The sequence below is a fragment of the Pseudoclavibacter sp. RFBJ3 genome, from assembly GCF_002931375.1.
In the GTDB taxonomy this organism is placed as follows: domain Bacteria; phylum Actinomycetota; class Actinomycetes; order Actinomycetales; family Microbacteriaceae; genus Pseudoclavibacter.
Window position 1 is genome coordinate 76,291 of the sequence record NZ_PSXZ01000004.1, and the last position, 22,499, is coordinate 98,789.

The 22,499-nt window shown below is 70.0% G+C and carries 17 protein-coding genes; 8 read left to right on the forward strand and 9 right to left on the reverse strand.

Annotated elements, in window-relative coordinates:
- The first annotated feature begins 13 nt into the window (after window positions 1-13).
- Complete coding sequence (locus C5E07_RS04230; protein WP_374953186.1) at window positions 14-433, forward strand: Sec-independent protein translocase TatB; 420 nt, start codon at window positions 14-16, stop codon at window positions 431-433.
- A 65-nt stretch (window positions 434-498) separates the two neighbouring features.
- Here C5E07_RS04230 and C5E07_RS04235 read toward each other — a convergent pair whose 3' ends face one another.
- The 3 genes from C5E07_RS04235 to C5E07_RS04245 are packed head-to-tail and all read right to left on the reverse strand — an operon-like array spanning window position 499 to window position 3,633.
- Window positions 499-1,623, reverse strand: coding sequence for an Mrp/NBP35 family ATP-binding protein (locus tag C5E07_RS04235; RefSeq protein WP_104298800.1), 1,125 nt, complete (start codon window positions 1,621-1,623; stop codon window positions 499-501).
- Window positions 1,624-1,628: 5 nt separating this feature from the next.
- Window positions 1,629-2,306 carry a DUF1003 domain-containing protein gene (locus C5E07_RS04240; protein ID WP_104241594.1) on the reverse strand — a complete coding sequence of 226 codons (678 nt, stop codon included), beginning with the start codon at window positions 2,304-2,306 and terminating at the stop codon, window positions 1,629-1,631.
- Window positions 2,293-3,633, reverse strand: a complete 1,341-nt coding sequence (locus C5E07_RS04245) for a magnesium transporter MgtE N-terminal domain-containing protein (protein WP_104242117.1) — start codon at window positions 3,631-3,633, stop codon at window positions 2,293-2,295. The genes C5E07_RS04240 and C5E07_RS04245 overlap by 14 nt, the downstream gene beginning before the upstream one ends.
- Window positions 3,634-3,729: 96 nt before the next feature.
- On the opposite strand from C5E07_RS04245, the gene C5E07_RS04250 reads away from it, so the two are divergent.
- On the forward strand, window positions 3,730-4,503 hold the full coding sequence (locus C5E07_RS04250) for a general stress protein (RefSeq protein WP_146080503.1): 774 nt from the start codon (window positions 3,730-3,732) through the stop codon (window positions 4,501-4,503).
- A 21-nt stretch (window positions 4,504-4,524) separates the two neighbouring features.
- Here C5E07_RS04250 and C5E07_RS04255 read toward each other — a convergent pair whose 3' ends face one another.
- Entirely contained in the window at window positions 4,525-6,105 is a 1,581-nt protein-coding gene (locus C5E07_RS04255; protein ID WP_374953187.1) for an aminopeptidase P family protein, read from the reverse strand.
- Between the two features lie 67 nt (window positions 6,106-6,172).
- Entirely contained in the window at window positions 6,173-7,228 is a 1,056-nt protein-coding gene (locus tag C5E07_RS04260; RefSeq protein ID WP_104242113.1) for an endonuclease/exonuclease/phosphatase family protein, read from the reverse strand.
- Between the two features lie 86 nt (window positions 7,229-7,314).
- Here C5E07_RS04260 and C5E07_RS04265 point away from each other — a divergent pair, with 86 nt between their 5' ends.
- Window positions 7,315-8,190 (forward strand): PHP domain-containing protein, encoded by an 876-nt coding sequence (locus C5E07_RS04265; protein ID WP_104298559.1) that lies wholly within the window; start codon window positions 7,315-7,317, stop codon window positions 8,188-8,190.
- Between the two features lie 105 nt (window positions 8,191-8,295).
- Here C5E07_RS04265 and C5E07_RS04270 read toward each other — a convergent pair whose 3' ends face one another.
- Complete coding sequence (locus tag C5E07_RS04270; protein ID WP_104298560.1) at window positions 8,296-9,783, reverse strand: DEAD/DEAH box helicase; 1,488 nt, start codon at window positions 9,781-9,783, stop codon at window positions 8,296-8,298.
- 199 nt (window positions 9,784-9,982) lie between these two features.
- Here C5E07_RS04270 and C5E07_RS04275 point away from each other — a divergent pair, with 199 nt between their 5' ends.
- On the forward strand, window positions 9,983-10,714 hold the full coding sequence (locus C5E07_RS04275; RefSeq protein ID WP_104241590.1) for a ferritin-like fold-containing protein: 732 nt from the start codon (window positions 9,983-9,985) through the stop codon (window positions 10,712-10,714).
- 138 nt (window positions 10,715-10,852) lie between these two features.
- On the opposite strand, the gene C5E07_RS04280 is transcribed toward C5E07_RS04275, so the two are convergent.
- Both C5E07_RS04280 and C5E07_RS04285 read right to left on the reverse strand, forming a co-directional pair.
- Window positions 10,853-11,176, reverse strand: coding sequence for a hypothetical protein (locus tag C5E07_RS04280; RefSeq protein ID WP_146080504.1), 324 nt, complete (start codon window positions 11,174-11,176; stop codon window positions 10,853-10,855).
- A gap of 8 nt (window positions 11,177-11,184) precedes the next feature.
- Complete coding sequence (locus C5E07_RS04285) at window positions 11,185-11,409, reverse strand: DUF3107 domain-containing protein (protein WP_104241588.1); 225 nt, start codon at window positions 11,407-11,409, stop codon at window positions 11,185-11,187.
- A gap of 165 nt (window positions 11,410-11,574) precedes the next feature.
- On the opposite strand from C5E07_RS04285, the gene C5E07_RS04290 reads away from it, so the two are divergent.
- The gene (locus tag C5E07_RS04290) at window positions 11,575-14,931 is read left to right on the forward strand and encodes a UrvD/REP family ATP-dependent DNA helicase (RefSeq protein WP_104298561.1); all 3,357 of its coding nucleotides are present in this window, start codon (window positions 11,575-11,577) and stop codon (window positions 14,929-14,931) included.
- The gene (locus C5E07_RS04295) at window positions 14,928-18,230 is read left to right on the forward strand and encodes an ATP-dependent DNA helicase (RefSeq protein WP_104298562.1); all 3,303 of its coding nucleotides are present in this window, start codon (window positions 14,928-14,930) and stop codon (window positions 18,228-18,230) included. The genes C5E07_RS04290 and C5E07_RS04295 overlap by 4 nt, the downstream gene beginning before the upstream one ends.
- Here C5E07_RS04295 and C5E07_RS04300 read toward each other — a convergent pair.
- Window positions 18,205-19,395, reverse strand: coding sequence for a phosphotransferase (locus C5E07_RS04300; protein WP_104298563.1), 1,191 nt, complete (start codon window positions 19,393-19,395; stop codon window positions 18,205-18,207). The two genes, C5E07_RS04295 and C5E07_RS04300, sit on opposite strands and share 26 nt — an antisense overlap.
- A gap of 94 nt (window positions 19,396-19,489) precedes the next feature.
- On the opposite strand from C5E07_RS04300, the gene nudC reads away from it, so the two are divergent.
- Both nudC and C5E07_RS04310 read left to right on the forward strand, forming a co-directional pair.
- Entirely contained in the window at window positions 19,490-20,428 is a 939-nt protein-coding gene (gene nudC, locus C5E07_RS04305) for an NAD(+) diphosphatase (RefSeq protein WP_258063777.1), read from the forward strand.
- A complete protein-coding gene (locus tag C5E07_RS04310; protein ID WP_258063136.1) occupies window positions 20,412-22,184 on the forward strand; it encodes an ATP-dependent helicase in 1,773 nt (590 codons plus the stop codon). The genes nudC and C5E07_RS04310 overlap by 17 nt, the downstream gene beginning before the upstream one ends.
- The last annotated feature ends 315 nt before the right edge of the window (window positions 22,185-22,499 follow it).

The following is a 22,499-nucleotide window of genomic DNA, read 5'->3' on the forward strand; positions in this document are numbered from 1 at the left end:
TGAGAAGTTGCTGTTGATCGGCATTATCGCGGCCTTCATCATCGGTCCCGACAAGCTCCCGAAAGCTGCCGAGCGTCTCGCTGATGCGGTCAAGTGGCTTCGTGGCGCGTCCACGAACGCGAAGTCGCGCATGAAAGAGGAGATGGGCGACGATTTCGCCGATGTCGACTGGCGCAAGCTCGATCCTCGCCAGTACGACCCTCGCCGCATCATCCGCGACGCGCTTCTCGCCGAGGATGAGCCCGCTGCGCCCCAGCCTGCCCCCGTGAATGGCGCTTCTGCGTCTGCCGCTGCGAGCGCCGCGACTCTCGCAGCCGGAGCAGCCGCGGCCGCCGCCGCGCCCGGGAGCGCCTCGCGACCGAGCTGGGCTTCGAGCGCACAGCCGTCCGCATCGATCGTCGGTCCCGTGCCGTTCGACGCCGAAGCCACCTGATCTGAGTCCCATCCGAGACGCCGAGGCACCGGCCACTCGACCAGGAGACGGACGAGCTCTGGAGCCTAGACGAGCGAGACTGGGAGCCTTCGACCGCTGAGTCCACGAGGCTGAGCGAGCAGGGCGTCCGCCGCGCGCTGGAGCGCCTCGCCCGCAGGTTCCGTCGGCTCGGCCCGCAGCAGGGGAGTGCCGGCGTCGCCAGACTCGCGGAGCGTCTGGCTCACCGGCACCTCGGCGAGCAAGGCGACCGCGTCGCCCTCCGCGCTGAGGCGCTCTGCGACGGCCAGCCCTCCGCCCTCGCCGAAGAGCGCGACGCGGCCCCCGTCCGGCGAGGCGAACGGCGACATCGTCTCGATGACGCCGACGACCCGCTGTCCGGTCTTCCTGGCCAGCGCCCCGGAGCGCCAGGCGACGTCGGCGGCAGCCGCCTGCGGAGTCGTGACGACGACGACCTCGGCGCTCGGGAGAAGCTGGCCGAGCGAGATCGCGATATCGCCGGTGCCAGGGGGCAGGTCGAGCAGCAGCACGTCGAGGTCCCCGAAGTAGACGTCGGTGAGGAACTGCTCGATCGTTCGATGCAGCATCGGGCCGCGCCACGCGACGACCTGAGCATCGTCGCCGAGGAACATGCCGATCGAGATGAGCTTCACGCCGTGCGACTCAGGGGGCACGATCATGTCCCCGATGCGCGTCGGCGCCACGTCGTGCCCCAGCCCGAAGAGGCCGGGGATGGAGTAGCCGTGGACGTCGGCGTCGATGAGGCCGACGTTGAGTCCGCGCCGTGCGAAGGCGGCGGCGAGGTTCGCGGTGACCGTGGACTTGCCGACGCCCCCCTTGCCGCTCGTGACGGCGATGACGCGCGTCAGCGAGTCGCGACCGAAGGGATGCACGCGGCCAGCGCGGGAGCCCCGCAGCCGTTCCGTGAGGGCCGTCCGCTGCTCGCGCGTCATGACGCCGATCTCGAGATCGTATCCGGTGTCGTCGACGACCGACTCGATCGCGGAGCGCACCTCCCGCTCGATCTGACGCGCCGCCGGGCACCCGACGATCGTGAGCCGCAGCTCGACCTCGAAGGACCCGTCTGGGCGCTCGTCGACGCGCTCGATCATCCCGAGCTCGGTGACCGGTCGGCGAAGCTCGGGGTCGTTGACGCCAGCGAGCGCGCTCCAGATGCCGTCGGCCGTCGTCACGTCGCTCACACCGACTCTTCTGCCGACTTGGCTGCGCGCTTCCTGTCTCGGATCGCCTCTGCGCGGCGCCTCGCCGAGTCGCTCACCCGCTGCTGCTCGCGCGAGATGGTCTCGGAGCCTTCTTCGTCTGGGTCGTCGAGGTCCTCGATGTCCTCCAGCAGGGCACGCAGCTCGGCACGGATGAAGTCCTTCGACGCCAGGTCCTTCGTGAGCACTCGGAGGGCCACGATCTCGCGCGCCAGGTACTCGAGGTCGGCGGAGTTGCGCTCCGCTCGCTGCCGGTCCTGGGCGATCTGCACCCGGTCGCGGTCGTCCTGTCGGTTCTGCGCGAGCAGCAGCATGGGGGCAGCGTAGGAGGCCTGCAGCGACAGCATGAGGGTCAAGGCGATGAAGCCGAGGTCAGCGGAGTCGAAGCGCAGCTCGATGGGGGCCATCGAGTTCCACACCACCCAGAACACGACGAAGAGCGAGAGGCCCACGAGGAAGGCCGGCGTGCCCATGGCACGCGCGAACGCCTCCATTCCCCGGCCGAATGCGTCGCTCCGGTCGTGGTCGCGGTTCTCCGAGTCATCCCCGCGCGAATCGCGCGGGTCGCGGGAGTCTCGCCGCGGCTTCGGCCGAGGGCGTCGGAGATGCAGGCCCTTCACCTTGGGGCGCTCGAGATCGTCTTCACGACGTGCCATGAGTCCTCCGGGCTGCTGGAGAGTTGGCTGGGGCGGTGACGACGCGCTTGGTGCCGACGCGCTGCGAGACGCGACTGGGGACGACCTCGCCCTCGGCGTCGACCTGACGCCAGTCCTCCGGCAGGAGGTGGTCGAGGACGTCGTCGATGGTCACGACGCCGACGAGGCGGTGCGCGTCGTCGATGACGGGAAGCGCGACGAGGTCGTAGCTCGCGAGGACACGCGCCACCTCGGCGTCGCGCATCGTCGTGGGAGCAGGCTCCATCTCGCGGTCCAGGATCGTGTCGAGTCGCTCGTGCGGGGGATATCTGAGGAGCCGTTGGAAGTGGACGAGGCCCAGGTAACGGCCCGTTGGCGGCTCGTAGGGGGAGAGGGTCACGAAGACGCTCGTCGCGAGCGCCGCGGGGAGGTCCTTGCGGCGGATGAGCACCAGCGCCTCGGCGACCGTCGCGTCGCCGGGCAGGATCACCGGGTCCGTCGTCATCAGGCCGCCGGCGGTGTCGGGGGCGAACTCGAGGAGCATGCGAACCTCTTCGGCCTCCTCCGGGTCCATGCGCTGCAGGAGCGCCTCGCTCTTGACCGCGTCGAGCTTCGCGACGAGGTCGGCGGCGTCGTCTGGCTGCATGCGGTCGAGCACGTCGGCCGCGTGCTCCTCGTCGAGCCACTCGATGATCGTGACCTGGTCGGACTCGCGCATCTCCTCGAGCACGTCCGCCAGCCGCTCGTCCGGCAGCATGCTGACGACCTCCTTGAGGCGTGCATCCGGCAGGTCGAGGAGCGCGGTGGCGAAGTCGCTCGGCTTCATGTCCGAGTGCGCGGTCAGGAACTGCGTCGCCGCCTGCTGCTCGCCGATCGTGAGCTCAGGAGTGACTTCTCCCCATGGCGCGAAACGGGTTGGCCCCGTCCCGAACAGCTGCTTGCTCTTGCGGGGCAGGCGCACGAAGAGCTGGCCGACGCTCCAGTTCCCCTGCGCGTCCTCCTCGATCTGCACGTCCTCGATGGTCCCGGATGCCGTGCCGTCGTTGAACGTGACGGCGCGGTCGGCGAGGTCCGCGAGGACACGCACCTCCTGCCCGTGCTGCACGAAGGGCCGAGAGTCGATCTCGCCGCTCACGACGATCTGACCTGACCCGATCGACTCCACCTGGCGGATGGGGATGAAGATCAGGCGCTTGCTCTTCGTCTCGACGACGAGCCCGTTGACGCGCGGGGAGTGTGCCGCGCGGTACTCGACGATGACATCGCGGACCTTGCCGATCCGGTCGCCGTCTTCGTCGAAGACGGGGCACGCGGAAAGACGCGCTGTAAAGACCTTGGAGACGCTCACGGGCCAATGGTAGTCGCCGCGGGCGGCTCGCCAGCCAACAGCGAACATGTGACCGGTCCGCCGCCATTCCAAGGCACGTGCTGAGAGAATGGGGGCATGACAACCCCAGGCACGACGACACGTGGCGCCCGCAGCCGGTTCCCCAAGGTTCCCGAGGGAGACGTGATCGCCAGCCTCGACAGCTACGAGGCTGCTCGCGCCGTCGTGGACGGCCTCGCGAAGCAGGACTTCCCGGTCTCGACCGTCTCCATCCTGGGCAGCCACCTGCGCACCGTCGAGCGCGTCACGGGCCGCATGTCGTTCGGCAAGGCGGCGCTCGGCGCCGTCGGCACGGGCGTGATGCTCGGCCTCTTCGTCGGGCTCCTCGTGCTCATCATCACGCCGGGGGTCGGCTTCGAGACGCTCATCGCGATCCTCCCGGTCGCGATCGGCTTCTCCGTGATCTGGAGCGTCATCGGCTACGCGCTCAACCCGCAGCGCCGGCAGTTCACGTCGGTCATGCAGGTCGTCGCGACCCACTTCGACGTCGTCGTTCCCCGTGAACACGCGGCGAAGGCGCGTGGCCTCGTCGGAACGCCGCAGGGGGCCGTCGGCGTCACGCCAGCCCAGCAGGCGCGAGGCGAGCCCGCCGTCGCTGCACGTCCCGCGCCGCTCGCCCCTGAGGCGCCTCAGCAGGCTTCCGCCGCCGCGCACACCCCCGGTGCCGAGCCGGCACCGGCCGGTCAGGCGGCGCCGACTCCCGAGGCGCAGGAGCCGGCGGCACCCCGTCGCACCTACTCGGAGGCGCAGGCGGAGATGCGACGCCTCGAGCGCGAGCGGCGAGCCAAGCAGGCCGCGGAGGACCGCTCCGGGCCGAGCGCGCAGTCCTGACCCGGGCGGCTCGGACCTGAGCTAGTCGGAGTTGCGACTCGCGAACCAGGCCTCGACCTCGTCGACGGTGCGCGGGATGCCGCGCGAGAGGTTCTCCGCTCCGTCGGCGGTCACGAGGATGTCGTCCTCGATACGCACGCCGATGCCCCTGAGCTGCTCTGGCACGGTCAGGTCGTCTGGCTGCAGGTAGAGTCCCGGCTCGATCGTGAAGACCATGCCGGCCTCGAGCACGCCGTCCAGGTAGAGCTCACGCCGCGCCTTCGCGCAGTCGTGCACGTCGATGCCGAGGTGGTGGCTCGTGCCGTGCACCATGTAGCGGCGGTAGAGCTGCTCTGCGGGGTCGCTGCCCTCGACGCCCAGCGGCATCCCCAGCTCCTGCGTGCGCGCCGCGATGACCTCCATCGCGGTGTCGTGGATGGTGCGGAAGGTGATGCCGGGGCGGACGATCGCCAGCGCCGCGTCAGCGGCCTCGAGCACGATCTCGTAGACCAGGCGCTGCTCTTCGGAGAAGCGACCCGCGACGGGGATCGTGCGGGTGATGTCCGCGGTGAAGAGCGAGTCGACCTCGACACCTGCATCCACCAGGATCAGCTCGCCCGCGTTCACGGCTCCTGAGTTCTTCGTCCAGTGCAGGATGCACGCGTGGCTGCCCGAGGCGGCGATCGTGTCGTAGCCCACGTCGTTGCCCTCGAGGCGGGCTCTCGCCTGGAAGACGCCTTCGACGATGCGCTCGCCACGTGGGTGCTGAGCTGCCCTCGCCAGGGAGCCGACGATGTCGTCGAACCCGGCCGCGGTCGCGGCGACGGCCTCGCGCATCTGAGCGACCTCGTAGGAGTCCTTCACGAGCCGCAGCTCGCTGAGGTCCTGAGCGAGGAGGGCGTCCTCTGCGAGCAGGGCGTCGAACTCGGCGTCAGGCAGCGACATGGTGCGCCGAGCCTCGTCGACGCGCCCCGTCAGGTCCGGGTCCGCCTCTCGGAGCACCAGGGTGCGGGCGTCCGTCACGAGGCCGAGCTCGGAGAACTCGCTGAGATCGCGGGCGGCGACGTCGAGGTGGGCTGCGGTCTGCGCGAGCGACGGGCGCGGCCCGATCCAGAACTCGCCGATCTCGGAGTTCGCGTAGAACTCATCGCTGTCGCGGCCGGCACGCTCCCGGAAGTACACCGTGGCCTCGTGGCCGTCGTCGACCGGATCGAGGACCAGGACGGCCCCGGGCTCCGCGTCGGAACCCCATCCGGTCAGCTGCGAGAAGGCCGAGTGAGCGCGGAAGCGGTAGTCGGTGTCATTGGAGCGCTGCTTGAGGCTTCCCGCAGGCACGACGAGTCGCGCCCCGCGGTGCCGGGCCGAGATCGCCTCGCGGTGGCCGGCGGCAGTCGGGACGGAGACCCGAGCCTTCGGAAGGGGCTCGTCTCGGTCTGCCCAGCCGCGCATGATCTGCGCGCGGAAGGCGTCGCTCTTCGGAGTCGTGCTGCGGTTCTCGTTCTCGCTCGCTGGCGCTTCGCCGGGCTCGACGCCTCCTGCGGTCTCGGCAGCCTCATCGGTCGCTGGGGCGACGGCGGGGGAGGCTGTGGCGGACAGTGTGCTGGCGCGGTCGGAAGTAGTCACCCCCACATTCTCGCGCGGAAAACTGGGTGGCGCGGTCAGCGGGACCGAACCACGAGAGCGGACAGGCTCAGCCCGAGGAGGACGGTGTCAGCTGCGCGAAGACGGGACGGTGGTCGCTGCCCGCCGTGTCACGGGAGAGCAGGACCTCGAAGCCCGTGACGCTCCACTCGCTCGTCGCCATGACGCGGTCGATGTTCGCGCCCAGCAGCGGCGGCACACCTGCCGTCCACGTGCCGACGGACCCATTGCCGGTCGCGAGCGCTGCGTCAGCGCAGGCACCGAGCTGGCTCGAATCGTCGACCCCGAGGCCGGAGAGGTGATCGAGGGTCGAGTTGAAGTCGCCCGCCATGATCGTGTTGCTCGAGCACTGCTGGGCGAGCCACTCGAGGTCGGCGTTCCACGCGTTCATGTTGCCGGGAGTCGGGGAGACCGGATGCGCCGCGATGATCGTCGGCCCGTCGCCATCCACGGGCACCGCGATGACGGTCGGCAGCGTGCTCGTGTCGCCCCGATCGGTCACGACCTCGTAGTCGCCGAGGTCAGGGGAGATGAGCAGCGTCGTGGAGGTCGCCTTGTAGTCCTCGTCGACCGTGTGCGTGTGCACCCACATCGGGGAACCCGCCTCGGACATCTGGGCCGCGATCTCCACGCCGAGCTCCTCCGTCGTCTCGGGCAGCACCACGACATCGGCGCCGACCTCGACGGCCAGCTCGGCGATCGAAGGAGATCCGGGCGCATCGCCGCGGGTGTTCCAGCTGAGGATGTTGATGCTCTCCGGCGAATCGCTCCCCGCGACGGGGGAGCCGAGACCTCGGTCGACGAGCACCGCCGCCGTCGACGCGACGAAGATCGCGATGACGAGGGTCGTCATCCCGAGCACCGCACGTGCCTTGCGGGAAGCCAGGACCGGGATGAGGAGCAGCAGCATGATCGCCGTCGCGCCGATCGCCACGGGAAGCCTGAACGAGATCGCCTGGGCCACGAGCGGCGACCGCTGCAGGTCCAGGAGCTGGGGCCAGCCGAGCACGACCGCCGCCGCGAGCGCGATGAGCCCGAGGACGAGCCCCGCCGCCCGGTAACCGGCGATCGAGGATCTTCTGCGTGGTGGTGAGGTACTCGGCATGACCGCCCCAGCGTAGTCCGCGTCGACAGGGGAGGCTGGGAGGCGCATGGCGATTGCCCATCCGAGCCCTGTGCTTTGATCGGAGCATGACCACCTTCGACAAGCCAGGCATCGACCTCCACACCCACTCGGTGGTCTCCGACGGGACCGAGGCGCCAGGGGAGGTCATCCGGCAGGCGGCGAGAGCCGGCCTCGAGGCAGTCGCGCTCACCGACCACGACACGACGGCAGGCTGGGCGCTGGCCCGAGCCGCCGCGCTTGACGTGGGCATCACCTTCATCCCGGGCATCGAGTTCTCCTCGCAGCTCAACCACGCCAGCGTGCACGTGCTCGGCTACCTCATCGATCCCGCAGACGAGGTCATGCTCGCCGAGATGCAGCAGGTCCGCGAGTCGCGTGTCTCGCGAGCCGAGCGCATGGTGCAGATGATCGGCGGTGACCACGACCTCAGCTGGGACGACGTCCTCGCCGTCACGGAGCCTGGCGCGACGGTGGGTCGGCCGCACATCGCCGACGCGCTGGTCGCGAAGGGCCTCGTCGAGAGCCGAGTCGCCGCCTTCGAGACGATCCTCCACTGGCGCGGCGGCTACTACGTGGCGCACTACGCCCCGAGCCCCTTCGACGCGGTCAAGCTCATTCGCCGAGCGGGCGGCGTCCCCGTCCTCGCGCACCCGGGATCGAGGGGGAGTCGCGGCATGGACACGGAGACCCTCGAGGGCCTGATCGAGGCGGGCCTCGGCGGCCTCGAGGTCGGGCACCGCGAGAACGACGCAGCGAGCAGAGCTATCCTCCTCGAGGTCGCCGCTCGGCACGATCTGATCGTCACCGGCTCCAGCGACTACCACGGGACCGGAAAGCCCAACCGGCTCGGAGAGAACACGACCGAGCTCGGGCAGCTGCGGCGCATCATCGAGCAGGCCACGGGGAGTGAACCCGTGCGCGGCGCGGGGCTGCGGCTGTAGCCGCCGACTCGCCTTCCGCCGGCCGGCCACGACGACCCTCCGTGCGAGACGGCAAACGGCGCCGAGCGGATGCTCGGCGCCGTTGCGCGGTTCGTGCCTCGAACGCTACTCGCTGGCCTGGGACTCCTGGCGCGGGGCGCCGGACTCGCTGCCGGACCCGCCACGACGGCGGCGACGGCGCCGAGCCGGACGCTCTGCCCCGGCCTCGCCAGCAGGCTGCTCGCCGGCGGCCGTCGACTCCGTGCGCGGCGCGGTCTCGGCCGGAGCCGCAGCTGCGTCGTCGCTGCGGCGACGCGAGCGCGAGCGCGCCGGACGATCGGCGGAGCCTCGTGAGCTGGAGCCACGGTCGCCGCGTTCTCCGCTGCGTTCTCCGGTGTGACGGCTGCCGGGCGACTGCACCTCGCGCTTCGGCGCAGCGATGCGTCCCTTCGTGCCCTCGGGGATGCGCATGTCGGCGTAGAAGTGCGGCGAGGACGAGTACGTCTCGACGGGCTCTTCTGCACCGAGCTCGAGTGCCTTCGAGATGAGCGCCCACTTGTGCAGGTCGTCCCAGTCGATGAAGGTCACGGCGATGCCCGTGTTGCCGGCGCGCCCCGTGCGACCGACTCGGTGGAGGTAGGCCTTCTCGTCTTCCGGGATGGTGTGGTTGATGACGTGCGAGACATCGTCGACATCGATGCCACGGGCTGCGACGTCGGTCGCGATGAGCACGTCCTTCTTGCCGGCCTTGAACGCGGCCATGGCACGCTCGCGCTGCTCCTGGTTGAGGTCGCCGTGCACAGCTGCCGCCTTGAACCCACGGTCGGTGAGCTCCTCCATGAGCTTCGCAGCTGCGCGCTTGGTGCGCGTGAAGATGACGGTCTTGCCGCGACCCTCGGCCTGCAGGATGCGGGCGATCATCTCGTCCTTGTCGAGCGGGTGAGCGCGGTAGATGACGTGCTCGATGTTCGCCTGCGTGATGCCCTCATCCGGGTCAGTCGCGCGGATGTGGATCGGCTTCGTCATGAAGCGACGGGCCAGCGCGACGATCGGGCCGGGCATCGTCGCCGAGAAGAGCATGGTGTGGCGGGTCGCCGGCGTCTGCGCGAAGAGGCGCTCGATGTCGGAGAGGAAGCCGAGGTCGAGCATCTTGTCGGCCTCGTCGAGCACCATCTCACGCACGTTGGAGAGGTTGAGCATGCGCTGCTGCGCGAGGTCGAGGAGGCGGCCAGGCGTGCCGACGACGATCTGAGCGCCGGCCTTGAGCTGCTCGATCTGGCCCTCGTAGGCCTTGCCGCCGTAGATCGGGACGACGGTGGTGCTGCGCCCGGTGACGGCGATCTGCAGGTCTTCGTAGACCTGGACGGCGAGTTCGCGCGTTGGCACGACGACAAGCGCCTGGACGCCGTGAGCCGGGTCGAGGCCGAGTCGCTGGATGAGCGGGAGGCCGAAGCCGAAGGTCTTGCCAGTGCCCGTCTTGGCCTGGCCGATGATGTCCTGCCCGCTGAGCGCGAGAGGAATCGTCTGCTCCTGAATGGGGAACGGCTCGGTGATGCCGTGTCCCTCGAGCGCCGAGACGATGTCGGCATCGATGGAAAGGTCGGAGAACTTCACGAGTGAAACGCCCTGTCTGCAATTGTGGGATGCGCCCGGGAAGTCGAAGGGCGCCGAACGGCCGCGGTCGCGGCATCGCCACAGTCTAGCGAATACCTTGAATTCGGTCCTCAGCACGCCCGCGCATCCGTTGTTCGCCCTGAAACGGTCTGCACGGACCTGCGACGAAGGGAACTTCTCTGGCACATAGGATGAGCGTGTGAAGCCAGTATTCGGAAGGCGCGGCGGAGACCGATCCCAGGACGACGCAGCCCCAGCATCCGCGCCGAGGCCAGCGACGTCGCTCGGCGACCTGCTGGTTCCCGCCGACGTGCTCGTGGCGCGCGCAGCCTACCTCGAGCTGCTCCTCTTCCAAGAGCTTTCTGCCATCGTGAATGAAGCCCCCGCCCTTGCCAACAAGCAGCACATCGGCGCTGCGGCGAACGCGGCGCTCGAACGCCACAGGGCCCTGCTGGGCGGGGCGGAAGCCGCCGCGGCTCCCGACGCGATCGCGCGCATCGGCGATGCGGCCACGCACTTCGCCGGCTATCCAGAGCGTGTCCTCGGCCACGACTGGGCGCAGCGGCTCCTCAGCTGCCATCTCTCGTCCGGCTTCTTCCGCGACTTCTTCGGAGAGGTCGCCGAGTACGGCGGCGAGAGCTACCGGGCCGCGCTTGCGCCGGTGTTCCTCACCGACGAGGAGCGCGACCAGCTGGTTCCCGTCATCGACGCAGCGATCCACTTCGAGGACGGTCTCGGCGACCGCCTGGCGATGTGGGGACGGCGCATCGTCGGAGACACGGTGCTCGCGATCCGGCTCGCGCTCGACGTTCCCCTCGGCTCGAGCGGAGACGCCTTGATCCCCGACGGGGAAGCGCAGCTCGAGAAGCTGGCCTCGGTGCTCTACGCCGGCCACTCGCGCCGCATGAACACGCTCGGGCTCGCGGCCTAGGAGCTCGCGATCCAGGAAGCGCGCGGCGGTACCGCCGCGTCCGCAGCCCACGACGAAGGCCCCCGTCCTCGACCGCTCCGATGAGCGTTCCGAGTGGCGGGGGCCTTCGGGGTGTTCGAGCCGAGTGCGCTCGCGTGGCTAGGCGCTCTGCGCGCGGCCGAGGTGGCTCAGCCGGTGCAGGAGATCGTCGTCGTCATGCTGGCGACGGCTGCTGAGCGACCACCCGACGGACACCGTGGCGATCGCCGCGACCGCGAGGGTGATGACCCAGATCCAGCCGCCGTCGTAGGCGAGCCACGGGGCGGAGGTCTGGAGCCACGTCAGCGCCTGCCAGACGACGAGGGCGACGATGCCGCCGAGCGCCGGGAGCAGCACGGGGCCACGCGTCGATCGGTGCGGTGCCGCGAACTGCACGGCGATGCCGAGGAGGATCCCCGCGAGGCCCGCGAACATGAGTTCCATGGCCGAGGCTAGGCGATGAAGCCGACGCGACGGGCCTGGTCGCCCGAGAGCTCCACGTAGAGGATGCTCTGGGTGGAGACGAGGTACGAGCGTGACTTCGAGTCGTGCAGCTTCACGATCGCTGCGTCCTTCGCGACTGCCTCTTCGATGATGCGCTCGAAGTCATCCTTGGTGAGGTCGGTCTCGAACGAGAGCTCTCGTGGGGCGTGCTTGATGCCGATGCGAACTTCCACTTGGCGCCTTTCGAATGCGAACGGGTGTCTGGCAAGGCTACCGGCAGCCTGCCTGGCGCGCGCACATTGACGGCGCCTTTCGCCGTGGGCGCAACAGCGCGCCCATCGCGCCGTGACATCCCGTGCGCAACCGTCGATGTCGGTGGCCCGAGATACCGTGACTGCATGACTTCAAGCGCCGCATTCGACGCCGTGCCCCTCGACGCCGCACAGCGGGCTGTGCTCGAGGCCTCGATGCGCTCGCATGTCAGCGTCGTCGGCGCGCCGGGCTCCGGCAAGACGACGACCCTCGTCGAACTGCTCGCGAAGCGAGTTCTCTCGGACGGGCTCTCCACCGCCGAGGTGCTCGCGCTGACGCCAGACCGCCGCAGTGCCGCGCGGCTCCGGGAGGTCATCGGCGAACGGCTCTCGGTCAGCACTCCCGGGGCGATGGCGCGCACGCCCGAGTCCGTCGCGTTCGAGATCGTGCGCGCGGACCGCGCCAGGCAGGGCCTGCAGGCGCCGCAGCTCTTCACGGGGGCCGATGAGGACACGATCCTCGCGGAGCTCATCCAGAGCGATCTCGAGGCGCGTTCCGCGACCGGCCACGAGCAGCTGCACGCGGAACCCATCGAGTGGGCGCCGCCCGTGAGCGTCGAGACCATCGGCCTCCGCGGCTTCCGAGCAGAGGTCCGCGACCTCCTGGCGGCGATGTCCGAGTACGACGTGACCCCCGAGCGACTCGAGGAACTCGCGCACCTGAGACCCGTGTGGTCGGGAGCATCGGCCTTGGCCCGCCAATTCCGCGAGAGCATCGCGCAGGCGAAGCCGAATGCGTTCGACACGCCTGGCATCGTGCTCGAGGCCGTCAGCATCGTCCACGCGGCTGAGCGGCTCGACGCCTTCTCCGAGCTCAAGCTGCTCCTCGTCGACGACGTCCAGGAGTTCACCGAGTCGGGAAGGCGGCTGCTCGCCGCCTTCGCGCTGCGCGGGGTGCGCGTCGTCGCCTTCGGCGACCCCGACATCACCACGGGAGGGTTCCGCGGTTCGCGTCCCGAACTGGCTGCCGACTGGCGGGGAGAGACACGCGGCTCGCTCGAAGAGCCGCTGAGGCTCGTGCTCGGCACGGCCCACCGTGGCGGCGCCGAGCTCCGTGCATTCGTGCGGGGGGTCACCGAGGGCATCGGCGTGCAGCGGGAGCTGCGGCACCGGGCAGCCGAGACACCCCGAGTCGGCGGGCCGCCGGAGTCCGCCCCTCCGGCGGTGGCTCGTCTCTCGGCCCCATCGTCCGCTGCCGAGTGCCGGGGCATCGCCGACTACCTCCGTGAACTGCACCTGCTGCACGGCGTGCCGTGGGACGAGATGGCCGTCATCACGCGTCGAGGCGGGAGCATCGAGTCGCTTCGTCGTCAGCTCGCGAAGCTCGAGGTGCCCACGAGTTCCTCTCAGGCGCTCCCTGCGGCAAGCGACCGCGCCGTGCAGGCCGTCGTCCGACTCGCCGCCATCGCCAGCGGTGCTCAGGAGCTCACGGCGGAGGCGATCTCGGAGCTCGCCGCCTCGCCGGTCTTCGCGATCGACCCCGTGCAGCTGCGGCGGGTCCGGCGCGCACTGCGCCTCGACGAGATCGCGGCCGGTGGGAACCGGCCGGCCGACGATCTCCTCGTCGAAGCCGTCTCCCGCGTCGCAGGGCTGCGCCTCCTGACCGACCCGGATGCCCCCGCCTCCGCGACGTTCGAGCGCCTGCTCGCGACTGGCGGTTCTGCAACCGGCCGAAGCGCCACGCGCGCCCTCCAGCAGCTGGGGGCCCTCCTGCGCACGGTGTCAGGTGAGATCGCGGCCGCGAACGGGCAGCAGCGCAGCATCGCAGCCGACGAGGTGCTCTTCGCCGTGTGGGAGCGTCTCGGCCTCGCCAAATCCTGGCGCGAGCTGGCGCTCGGCTCCGGGCCCCGCGCCGAGCAGCTCAGCGCGCACCTCGACGCACTCGTCACGCTCTTCGACGTCGGCAAGAGATTCGTGGAGCGGCAGCCTGACGCCAGCATCCGCGACTTCCTCGAGCAGTGGACGGGAAGCGAGGTCACGGCGGACTCGCTGGCAAGCCGCACGCACGGTGGCACGGTGACCGTCACCACGCCGGCGGCTGTGCTCGGGCGGGAGTTCAGGGTCGTCGTCGTCGCAGGCCTCTCCGACGGCGTCTGGCCCAACCTCCGTCTTCGCGATTCACTCCTCGGCGCCGGACAGCTCGCGGAGCTCGAACGGGGCATCGACACGACCCGCGACCTCGTCGACCGTCGACTCGAGGTGCTGCACGACGAGCGACGGATGTTCGCGCAGGCCGTCTCCAGGTCCTCCGAGTGGCTCCTCCTGACGGCCGAGGAGAGCGAGGACAGCGCGCCCTCCCCGTTCTTCCTGCTCACACCCCGCACCTGGCCAGTAATCCCCGCGGCAGCCGAGACCGCCGCCGAGGGCGCGCTGACGCTCCGCGCGATCGTGGGGGAGCTGCGTCGCACGGCGATGCTGGAAGGCGTCGACCGGTCAGCGGCCGCTGGCCTCGCAACGCTCGCGCAGGAGGGGGTGCCCGGCGCGGCGCCCTCCGAGTGGTACGGCCTCGCGGGGTCCACCACGGGCAAGCCACTGCACGACCCGAGCGACCCAGAGGCGAACATCCCCGTCTCTCCATCCAACATCGAGAGCTTCGAGGACTGCGGCGTCAACTGGTTCGTCAGCTCCCACGGGGGCGGGAGCACAAGCGAGAGCATGAACGTCGGCAACATCGTGCACGCTGCGGCCGAATTCGAGTTCCCAGACCTCGAAGCCCGCACAGCATTCGCGCAGGCGAGGCTGCGGTCGAGCGATTTCGACGCCCCCTGGCAGGAGACCGCGGTTCGAGCCAAGGTCGACGAGCTCGTGCGGAACCTCTCCGCCTACCTGCACCGGGTCTCGCTCGGGGGAGGGACGCTCCTCGGCGCCGAGCGAGCCTTCTCCGTCGAAGTCCGGGTCGAAGGCGAGGACACCGCCAAGATCACCCTGCGCGGCAAGATCGACCGCATCGAGAGCACGGCGGCTGGCTCGGTCGACGTCGTCGACTTCAAGACCGGCAGATCCATGCCGTCGAACGACTCCATGTCGTCCAACGCGCAGCTCGCCGCGTACCAGATCGCGCTCACCTCGGGCGCCGTGAGCGACCCCGTCGAGCGTCCTGTCCAAGCCGTCGAACTCCCTCCGCGCAGCGACCGTGGAACGCAGATTCCGGCGGCACCGGTGCACGAGGCCAAGCTCGTCTTCCTGGCGAAGCCCACGAAGAAGCTCGAGTGGAGCGAACGCACGCAGCAGCCGTTCGACGACGAGGCCACGGCCGAGTTCTTCGAACGAGTCCGCTCGGTCGCCCTCGGCATGATCGGCATCCCGGAGCCCCTCGGGTCCGGCTCCAGCTCGGATGAGCTCGCAGACGCCCACTACCAGGCCCACCTCGAGTCGCACTGCCTCGGCTCGTTCGGTGGCGGACGAGCGTGCGCGCTGCACGCCGCATCGGAGGTCACCGAATGACGCACACCTGGCCCATGGGAGCCGTTACCCACGGCGACATCGCTTTGGCGCTCGCCGACAACGATCCGTCCCGCATGCTCGAGCCGACGCCCGAGCAGCGTCTCGTCATCGAGGCGCCCCCGGTTCCGAGCCTCGTCATGGCAGGTGCCGGAAGCGGCAAGACGCAGACCATGGTGCAGCGCATCATCTGGCTCGTCGCTGCGCAGGGCGTGCATCCCACCGAGATCCTCGGCCTCACGTTCACTCGGAAGGCCGCAGGAGAACTCCGCGAACGCGTGCAGCTCGCCCTCGCCCGGCTCCGCAGCGAGGGGCTCGTCGGAGGAGACGAGTTCGCGTCCCCGGAGGTCTCGACCTACAACTCGTTCGCCAACCGGGTGTTCTCCGAGAACGCGCTGCTCATCGGGCAGGAGCCGGATGCCCGCATCGTCGACGAGATGACCGCCTTCGCGCTCATGCGCAGTGTCGTGCTGGCAAGCGACGACACCAGGCTCAGCTCGCTCGACCTGCAGCTCGGAGCCATCACGAGCCTCGCTCTCGGCGTCGCACGTGCCATGCGCGACAACCAGCTCTCTGCCGCGGCCTGCGAGTCCTTCGTCGAGGAATTCCGGAGGGTTGCCGAGCTCCCCGGTCGGGGCACGGCGAACACGCCGTTGAAGCCGGTGGTCGACGCCGTGGCGACCCTGGATGAGCTGCCGATCTTCGTCGGGCTGGCTGAGCGCTACCAGCTCGAGAAGCGCAAGCGGGGGCTCATCGAGTTCTCCGACCAGGTCACCTTCGCGGCAGAGATCTGCTCGAGCACGCCGGCCGTCGTCGAGGAGCTGCGGGCCAGGCACCGCTTCGTCATCCTCGACGAGTACCAGGACACGAGCGTCGGCCAGACGCGTCTGCTCGGCACGATCTTCGGCGACCACCCCGTGCTCGCCGTCGGCGACCCCAAGCAGTCCATCTACGGCTGGCGTGGAGCCAGCCCGGGCAACATGCGTCGATTCCATGGCGACTTCAGGTCTCGCATCGTGCCGCCCGATGAGGAACCCACGTTCCAGCTCTCGATCTCCTGGCGCAACGACGCCAGGATCCTCGACTCGGCGAACCAGGTCGCCTCACGGCTGCCGGAGGCCAACGACTCCGGTGTCACGCAGCTCGGCACCCGGCCAGGGGCAGGCGAGGGGCGGGTCTCGCTTGCCTTCCCCGAGACGCTCGACGACGAGGCGGCCGCCGTCGCGACCTGGATGCGAGAGCGGATCGTCGTCGACGGCGACACCCACGTCGATGCCAGACCGCCGTCCGGCGCCGTGCTCCTGCGCGCGCGGAAGCTCCTCCCGCTCTTCTCCGCAGCGCTGACGCGCGCGGGCGTGCCCAACCGGGTCATCGGTCTCGGCGGGCTACTCTCGGCCCCGGAGGTCGTCGACCTCCGCTGCGCCATGCGCGTCGCGCACGACTCAACCGCAGGCAACGAGCTCATCCGCCTGCTCGTCGGCGCGAGATTCCAGTTCGGCCTCGCCGACGTCAAGGCGATCCACGACGTCTCGCGCAGCCTCGCCAACCGCGACGTCACCATGGCGTCTCTGGCTGACGAGGTGCGGGCAAGCAAACGCGAGCTCGCGACGGGCGACGACGAGGTGCCCCTGCAGGAGGCCCTCGACTTCCTCGCGTCCCGGATCGCCTCGGAAGCTCGCCGAACCGAGCCCGACACCTGGCTGGCCGGTCTCAGCCCCGGCGCGCGACAGCGCATCCCTGCCGTCAGCGAGCTGATCGCCGAGCTCCGCCGGAACTCAGGACTCCCCATCACGAGCTTCGTCGACGCCACGATCGCGCTCATGGGCCTCGATCTCGAGGTCACCGCGAACCCCGGCAACATCGCAAGAGTCGGCAACCTCGACGCTTTCGCCGAAGCGGCGGCCGCATTCTCCTCCGCCGAACCGGATGCCGACCTCGGCGCGTTCCTCGACTGGGTGGAGATCGCCGCAGGCGACGACTCGCTCGCGCCGGTGCAGGAGCAGGCCGAGCCCGGCGTGGTCCAGCTGCTGAGCATCCACGGCTCCAAGGGGCTCGAATGGGACTTCGTCGCAGTTCCCCGCAGCGTGGAGGGGGAGATGCCGAGCACCTCGAGAGACGGGCTCGGCTGGATCCGACGCGGCGTCATCCCCTACGAGCTCCTCCTCGACGCGCACGACCGTCCGGAGCTCCCGTGGCGAGACGCGGAGACGCAGAAGGAACTCGCCGACCTGATGGTCGACCTCAAGGAGCGCATCAAGGAGCGCAACGACGACGAGGAACGCCGACTCGCCTACGTCGCCTACACCCGCGCCCGGCACGAGCTGCTCATCGCCGGCTCGTACTGGAGCGCCATCCACAAGACCGCCCGCACGGTCTCGGTGTTCGTCGACGAGCTGGCCGAAGCCGGCATCATCGACGCCCCACCGGAGAACACCCTCGACGCGGCGCCGGCATCACTCGCCGCCGACAGCGTCGCCTGGCCCCATGCCCCCTTCAGCCCGGAGCGTCACGAGCGGGTGACCGAGCTCGCACAGGCCGTCTCCCACGCCCGGGACACCCAGGCCGCACCAGGCGGAGCGCTCGCGAGGCGCATCGAGCTGCTGCTCCGCGAACGCGCCGAGCGCAGCACCGTGATGAGCGTCGAGCTCCCTGCGCGCTTCGCCGCATCGAAGTTCAAGGACCTCGTCACCGACCCGGCGGAGATCGCGGCTCAGCTGCGCCGGCCGATGCCGCAGAAGCCCTTCAGGCAGACCCGCATCGGCACCATGTTCCACGCCTGGGTCGAGGCCCACTACGCGGCCCCCAACGCGGGAGGGGACCTCCTCGGCATGGCGGAGATCTTCGGCACGGAAGACGGCGCGCTGAGCAGCCTCGCCGATGCCTCGAACGCCGACTTCGCTGAGCTCGAACGCCTCCAGGAGGCGTTCCTCGAGACCCCATGGCCGCACCGGACCCCCGTCCTCGTGGAGCAGACGATCGAGTTCCGACTCGGCGATCGGACCGTCGTCTGCAAGATCGACGCGGTCTTCGAACACGAGGGACGCATCGAGGTCGTCGACTGGAAGACGGGCAGGGTTCCGAGCGGCGACAGCGCACGCTGGGAGCGCCAGCTGCAGCTCGCGCTCTACACGCTGGCCTACTCCGAGCACACGGGGGTGCCGCCCGAGCGCATCGACGCCGTGCTCGTCTACGTCCGAGAGGGCGAGGAGATCCGAGTCCCTGAGGTCACCGGGCGAGCAGAGCTCGAACGGCTGCTGGCGGAAGCCGAGGCAGCCCTCAGCGCAGCGAGTCCGTCCGCATGAAGTCGTTCGGCGGGGTGTCGTCGTCGAGGTCATCCTCGGCGGCGTGATCCACGTCGACGTCCGGACTGTCATCCGGATGCACGCCCGAGGGGGCACCGGACGGCGACTCGTGCACCAGACCGGGGAGCACGCCGCTCCCGGTGTCGTGCGCGTCGGGCTGATGAGCCGGACGCCTTCCGGCGGCTTCCTTAAGCAGCTCCTGCACCTCGGCGATGTCGAGCACGGGCAGCGTCTCGTGCACCAGCGGCTGCGCGGGGGCCCGGTGGATGCGGTCGACGAGCGAGTCGAGCATCCCCTCGGCGTCCGAGATGATGTCCGCGTCACCGGCCTCGACCCCGTGCAGCAGCCAGCGAGCGAGCTCCAGCTCCGCGTAGAGGAGGGCCCGCTGCCGCAGCTGCCGGTCCACCGTTCCCGGCGCCTCGTCCGTGTACTCGTCGAGGATGCCCCTCGCGATCGCCCCGTCCAGCGACGAGATCCAGTGCAGGTCTCGAGCGGGGTCACCGACGCGGAGGTCGCTCCAGCCGAGCACCCCCCTCACCTGGTTGCCGTCGGTGATGATCGAGGACAGGCCGAGCGCCCCGTGGATGACCGTCGGCTGGAACTGCCAGAGCGAATCGTCGTCGATGGCCGCGCTCCAGCGGCGATCGAGGGTGACGGGCAGACGCCCGGTCTCTTTCGCTCGCGCGATCGTCTGGGCGGCGGCCTGCCTGGCCTCCGAGGCGGTGAGCGTCGGCATCCCTGCAGCCTCGACTGGCCCCTTGGGGAGGGAATGGACGGACGCGATGGCGCGTCCGAGGCTCACGAGGAACAGCGTCCCGGGCTCGAGGGGCTCGCGGTCGGCCGGAATGCCTCGAAGGTACGTGTAGACCGCGACGCGCTCGCGCTTCTCGGCGAGGTGACCGAGGACTTCCGAGACCTGGAAGGGGAGCCTGCTGCGCATCCCAGGCGTCAGCACGGCGAGCGCACGGACGTCGGCGAGCTGCTCCTGTGCCGCAGCCGACGAGGTCGGGCGGCGCGCGATGACGGTCTCGCCGTCGGCGAGGGTCAGCAGGGCGGCGTCGAAGTCACCGTGCGCCCCGAACGTGTGCTCGAGGGCCGCAGCCACATCGAGGTCGGGTACAGCGGCCACTGCAAGTGCCGCGAGTTCCAGCGAGAGCTCAGCCATGGCTCCAGGTTAGGAGGCACGGCGAAGCCTGAGTGCGTGCCACGCCCGCACGGCCTCGAGGCGACCTAGGATGAATCCGCCTATGAATCACTTCATGTCTCGTCTCCCTCTTGCCCAGCAGCAGACCGATCGCGACCACGAGCGCCGCAGCGAACCCGGTCTCGTGCAGTCGCTCTTCGCTGATGGCGCCACCCGTGTGCTCGTCCTGAACGGCGGCAAGGCGCTCATGCGGTCGGCGGGTGACGGCCCCAAGCTCGAGCTGCTGTCCGCGACCAGCGAGCGCGCGACGCTCCTCGCGCCGGTTGTCGCCGACGCCGTGTACCTGGGCAGGACGCTCGCCGACGACGAAGACCTGCCGCGCGGCACCTCGGTCGTCTCGGTCAGCGTCGACGACGCACTCGCGGCGACGATCGAACCGGATGCCCGACTGTGGGCCGGGCTCATGGAGACCGCCGCTCATCTCGGGGCGGTGCACTGCGGACTGTTCACCGAGGCTCTCGCCATCACGAACTGGCACGACTCGCACGCCTTCTCGCCACGCACGGGCTCGGCCACGAGCGCCGGCCTCGCCGGCTGGGTCAGGCAGGCCGAGGGCGAAAAGCACGTGAGCTTCCCCCGCACGGATGCCGCCATCATCGCCGCGGTGCTCGATCGTGAAGATCGGATCCTGCTCGGCGCGAACGTGAGGTGGAACCCACGCCGCTTCTCCCTCCTGGCGGGCTTCGTCGAACCGGGGGAGTCGTTCGAGGCCGCGGTCGCGCGGGAGATCTACGAGGAGGCGCGGGCGCACGTCGTCGAGCCGAGGTACTTGGGCTCGCAGCCCTGGCCGTTCCCCGCGAGCATCATGGTCGGCTTCACGGCGAAGCTCCACCCGGACCAGGATCCGGCCACCGTCGAGCCCGACAACGACGAGATCGTCGAGCTGGGGTGGTTCACCCGGGACGAGGTCAGGGCCATCGAAGATCGCCTGCCCGGTCCCACTTCCATCGCCCGCGCGATCATCGACGCCTGGCTCAGTGGTCACCTCGACTGACGCGGACAGCCTCGCGCAGTCGTCGACGGCGGATGTGAGCCTGCTGGCGTCGCTCAACGATGCCCAGCGGGAGGCGGCGCTCGCTCTTGTCGGCCCCGTCTGCATCCTGGCAGGGGCCGGGACGGGCAAGACGCGGACGATCACGCACCGCATCGCGTACGGCATCCGCGCCGGGGTGTACGACCCCTCGCGGGTGCTCGCCCTGACCTTCACGGCGAAGGCGGCGGGGGAGCTGCGTGGGCGACTCCGAGATCTGGGAGCATCCGGCGTCGCGGCACGCACCTTCCATGCGGCGGCGCTCAGCCAGCTCGGCTTCTTCTGGCCGCACACGGTCGGCGGCCCCGCCCCGGCCATCGTCAAGGGCAAGGGCAGGCTCATCGCCGAGTCCGCGGAGCGCATCGGTCTGCGGCTCGATCCTGCCGGCGTGCGCGACATGGCGACCGAGATCGAGTGGCGCAAGGTGCGTGAGCTGTCCCTCGAGGAGTACGCCATCCAGCTGCGGTCGTCGCGATCGCTGCCGAAGGGGGTCAGCGACGACGCGGCTCTCGGCCTGCTGCAGGCCTACGAGGACATCAAGGACGAGCGTCGGCAGATGGACTTCGAGGATGTGCTGCTGGCCACCGTCGGCATGCTCGAGCTCGAACCGTGGGTCACGCAGCGTGTGCGCGAGCAGTACCGGTTCTTCGTCGTGGACGAGTACCAGGACGTCTCGCCGCTGCAGCAGCGGCTGCTGCAGCTGTGGCTGGGTGCGCGTCGTGAGCTGTGCGTCGTCGGCGACGCGGCCCAGACGATCTACTCGTTCGCCGGCGCCTCGAGTTCCTTCCTGACGGGGTTCCCTGAGCGGTATCCGGATGCGCGGGTCGTGCGCCTCGAGGACAACTACCGCTCCTCGTCCGCCATCATCGGCGTCGCGAACGAGGTCGCCAGGCATGTGCCGTACGCGCTCACGCTCGAGCCGGCGGCCGAGACGCCCAGGCGCGAGCCCCTGCCCGAGGTGCTGCAGTTCCACGACGACGACGACGAGGCTCGCGGTGTCGTCCACCGGATCGGCGAGGATCTGCGAGGCGGCATCCCCATCGAGAGCATCGCCGTGCTGTACCGGACGAACGTGCAGGCCGCCGCCATCGAGCGTGCTCTCCAGGACTCGGGCATCGCCTACTCGGCCATCGGCCAGCGGCGCTTCTTCGACCAGCCCGAGGTGCGCCAGGCGCTCAGCGCCCTACGTGCCGCCGTCATGCAGGAGACCACGGGGCCGTTGTTCCAGGCAGTGAGCGACGTGCTCCGCGATCTTGGCTGGACCCACGAGCCTCCCGCCGATTCCGGCGCCCTGCGCGACCGCTGGAACTCCTGGGATGCGCTGCTCCGCCTCGCCGACGCCCAGCCGCACGGCACGAAGCTCGCCGAGTTCTCGGCGGAGCTGCAGCAGCGCGCGAAGATGCAGTACGAGCCGGAGCTGCGAGCGGTGACCCTCTCGAGCATCCACGCCGCGAAGGGCCTCGAATGGGACAGCGTGACCATCGTCGGCGTCAGCGAGGGGCTGCTGCCGATCTGGTACGCGGAGACGCAGGATGAGCTCGACGAGGAGCGCAGGCTCCTGTACGTCGCCGTCACGCGCGCGCGGAAGCGTCTGCGTCTGACGCACGCGCAGTACGGCGGTCGGCGCGACGCGGAGCGGCCGGCTTCTCGCTTCCTGGCAGAGCTCGGCACCCGCATTCGTCGTGGAACGAACGGGGCGTTCGGCGGACCTCGCCGGTGAGCGAGTCGATCGTCAGGACCTCCGGACCGCAATAGCGCGAGGCGGTTCCGTCGCGAAGCCACGACGACACCGTGTCGACGACCAGGCTGCGAACGACCTCCCTCGTGAGGCGCGGGAGCTGGGCACGCGTCGTGAGCGCGAGCTGGGTGGCGATGGCAGCCCAGGCGCGATCGGCGTCCAGTCGGTTCAGGTCCTCGCAGCGCTGGCAGGGGGTGCGGCCGGGCACGACGAATGGACCGATGCTCGCGTCGAGGTCGCCCGCGACGACGGCGAGGTGCGGCACATCCCAGGCCATGAGCGGCGTGTACCGCCGAG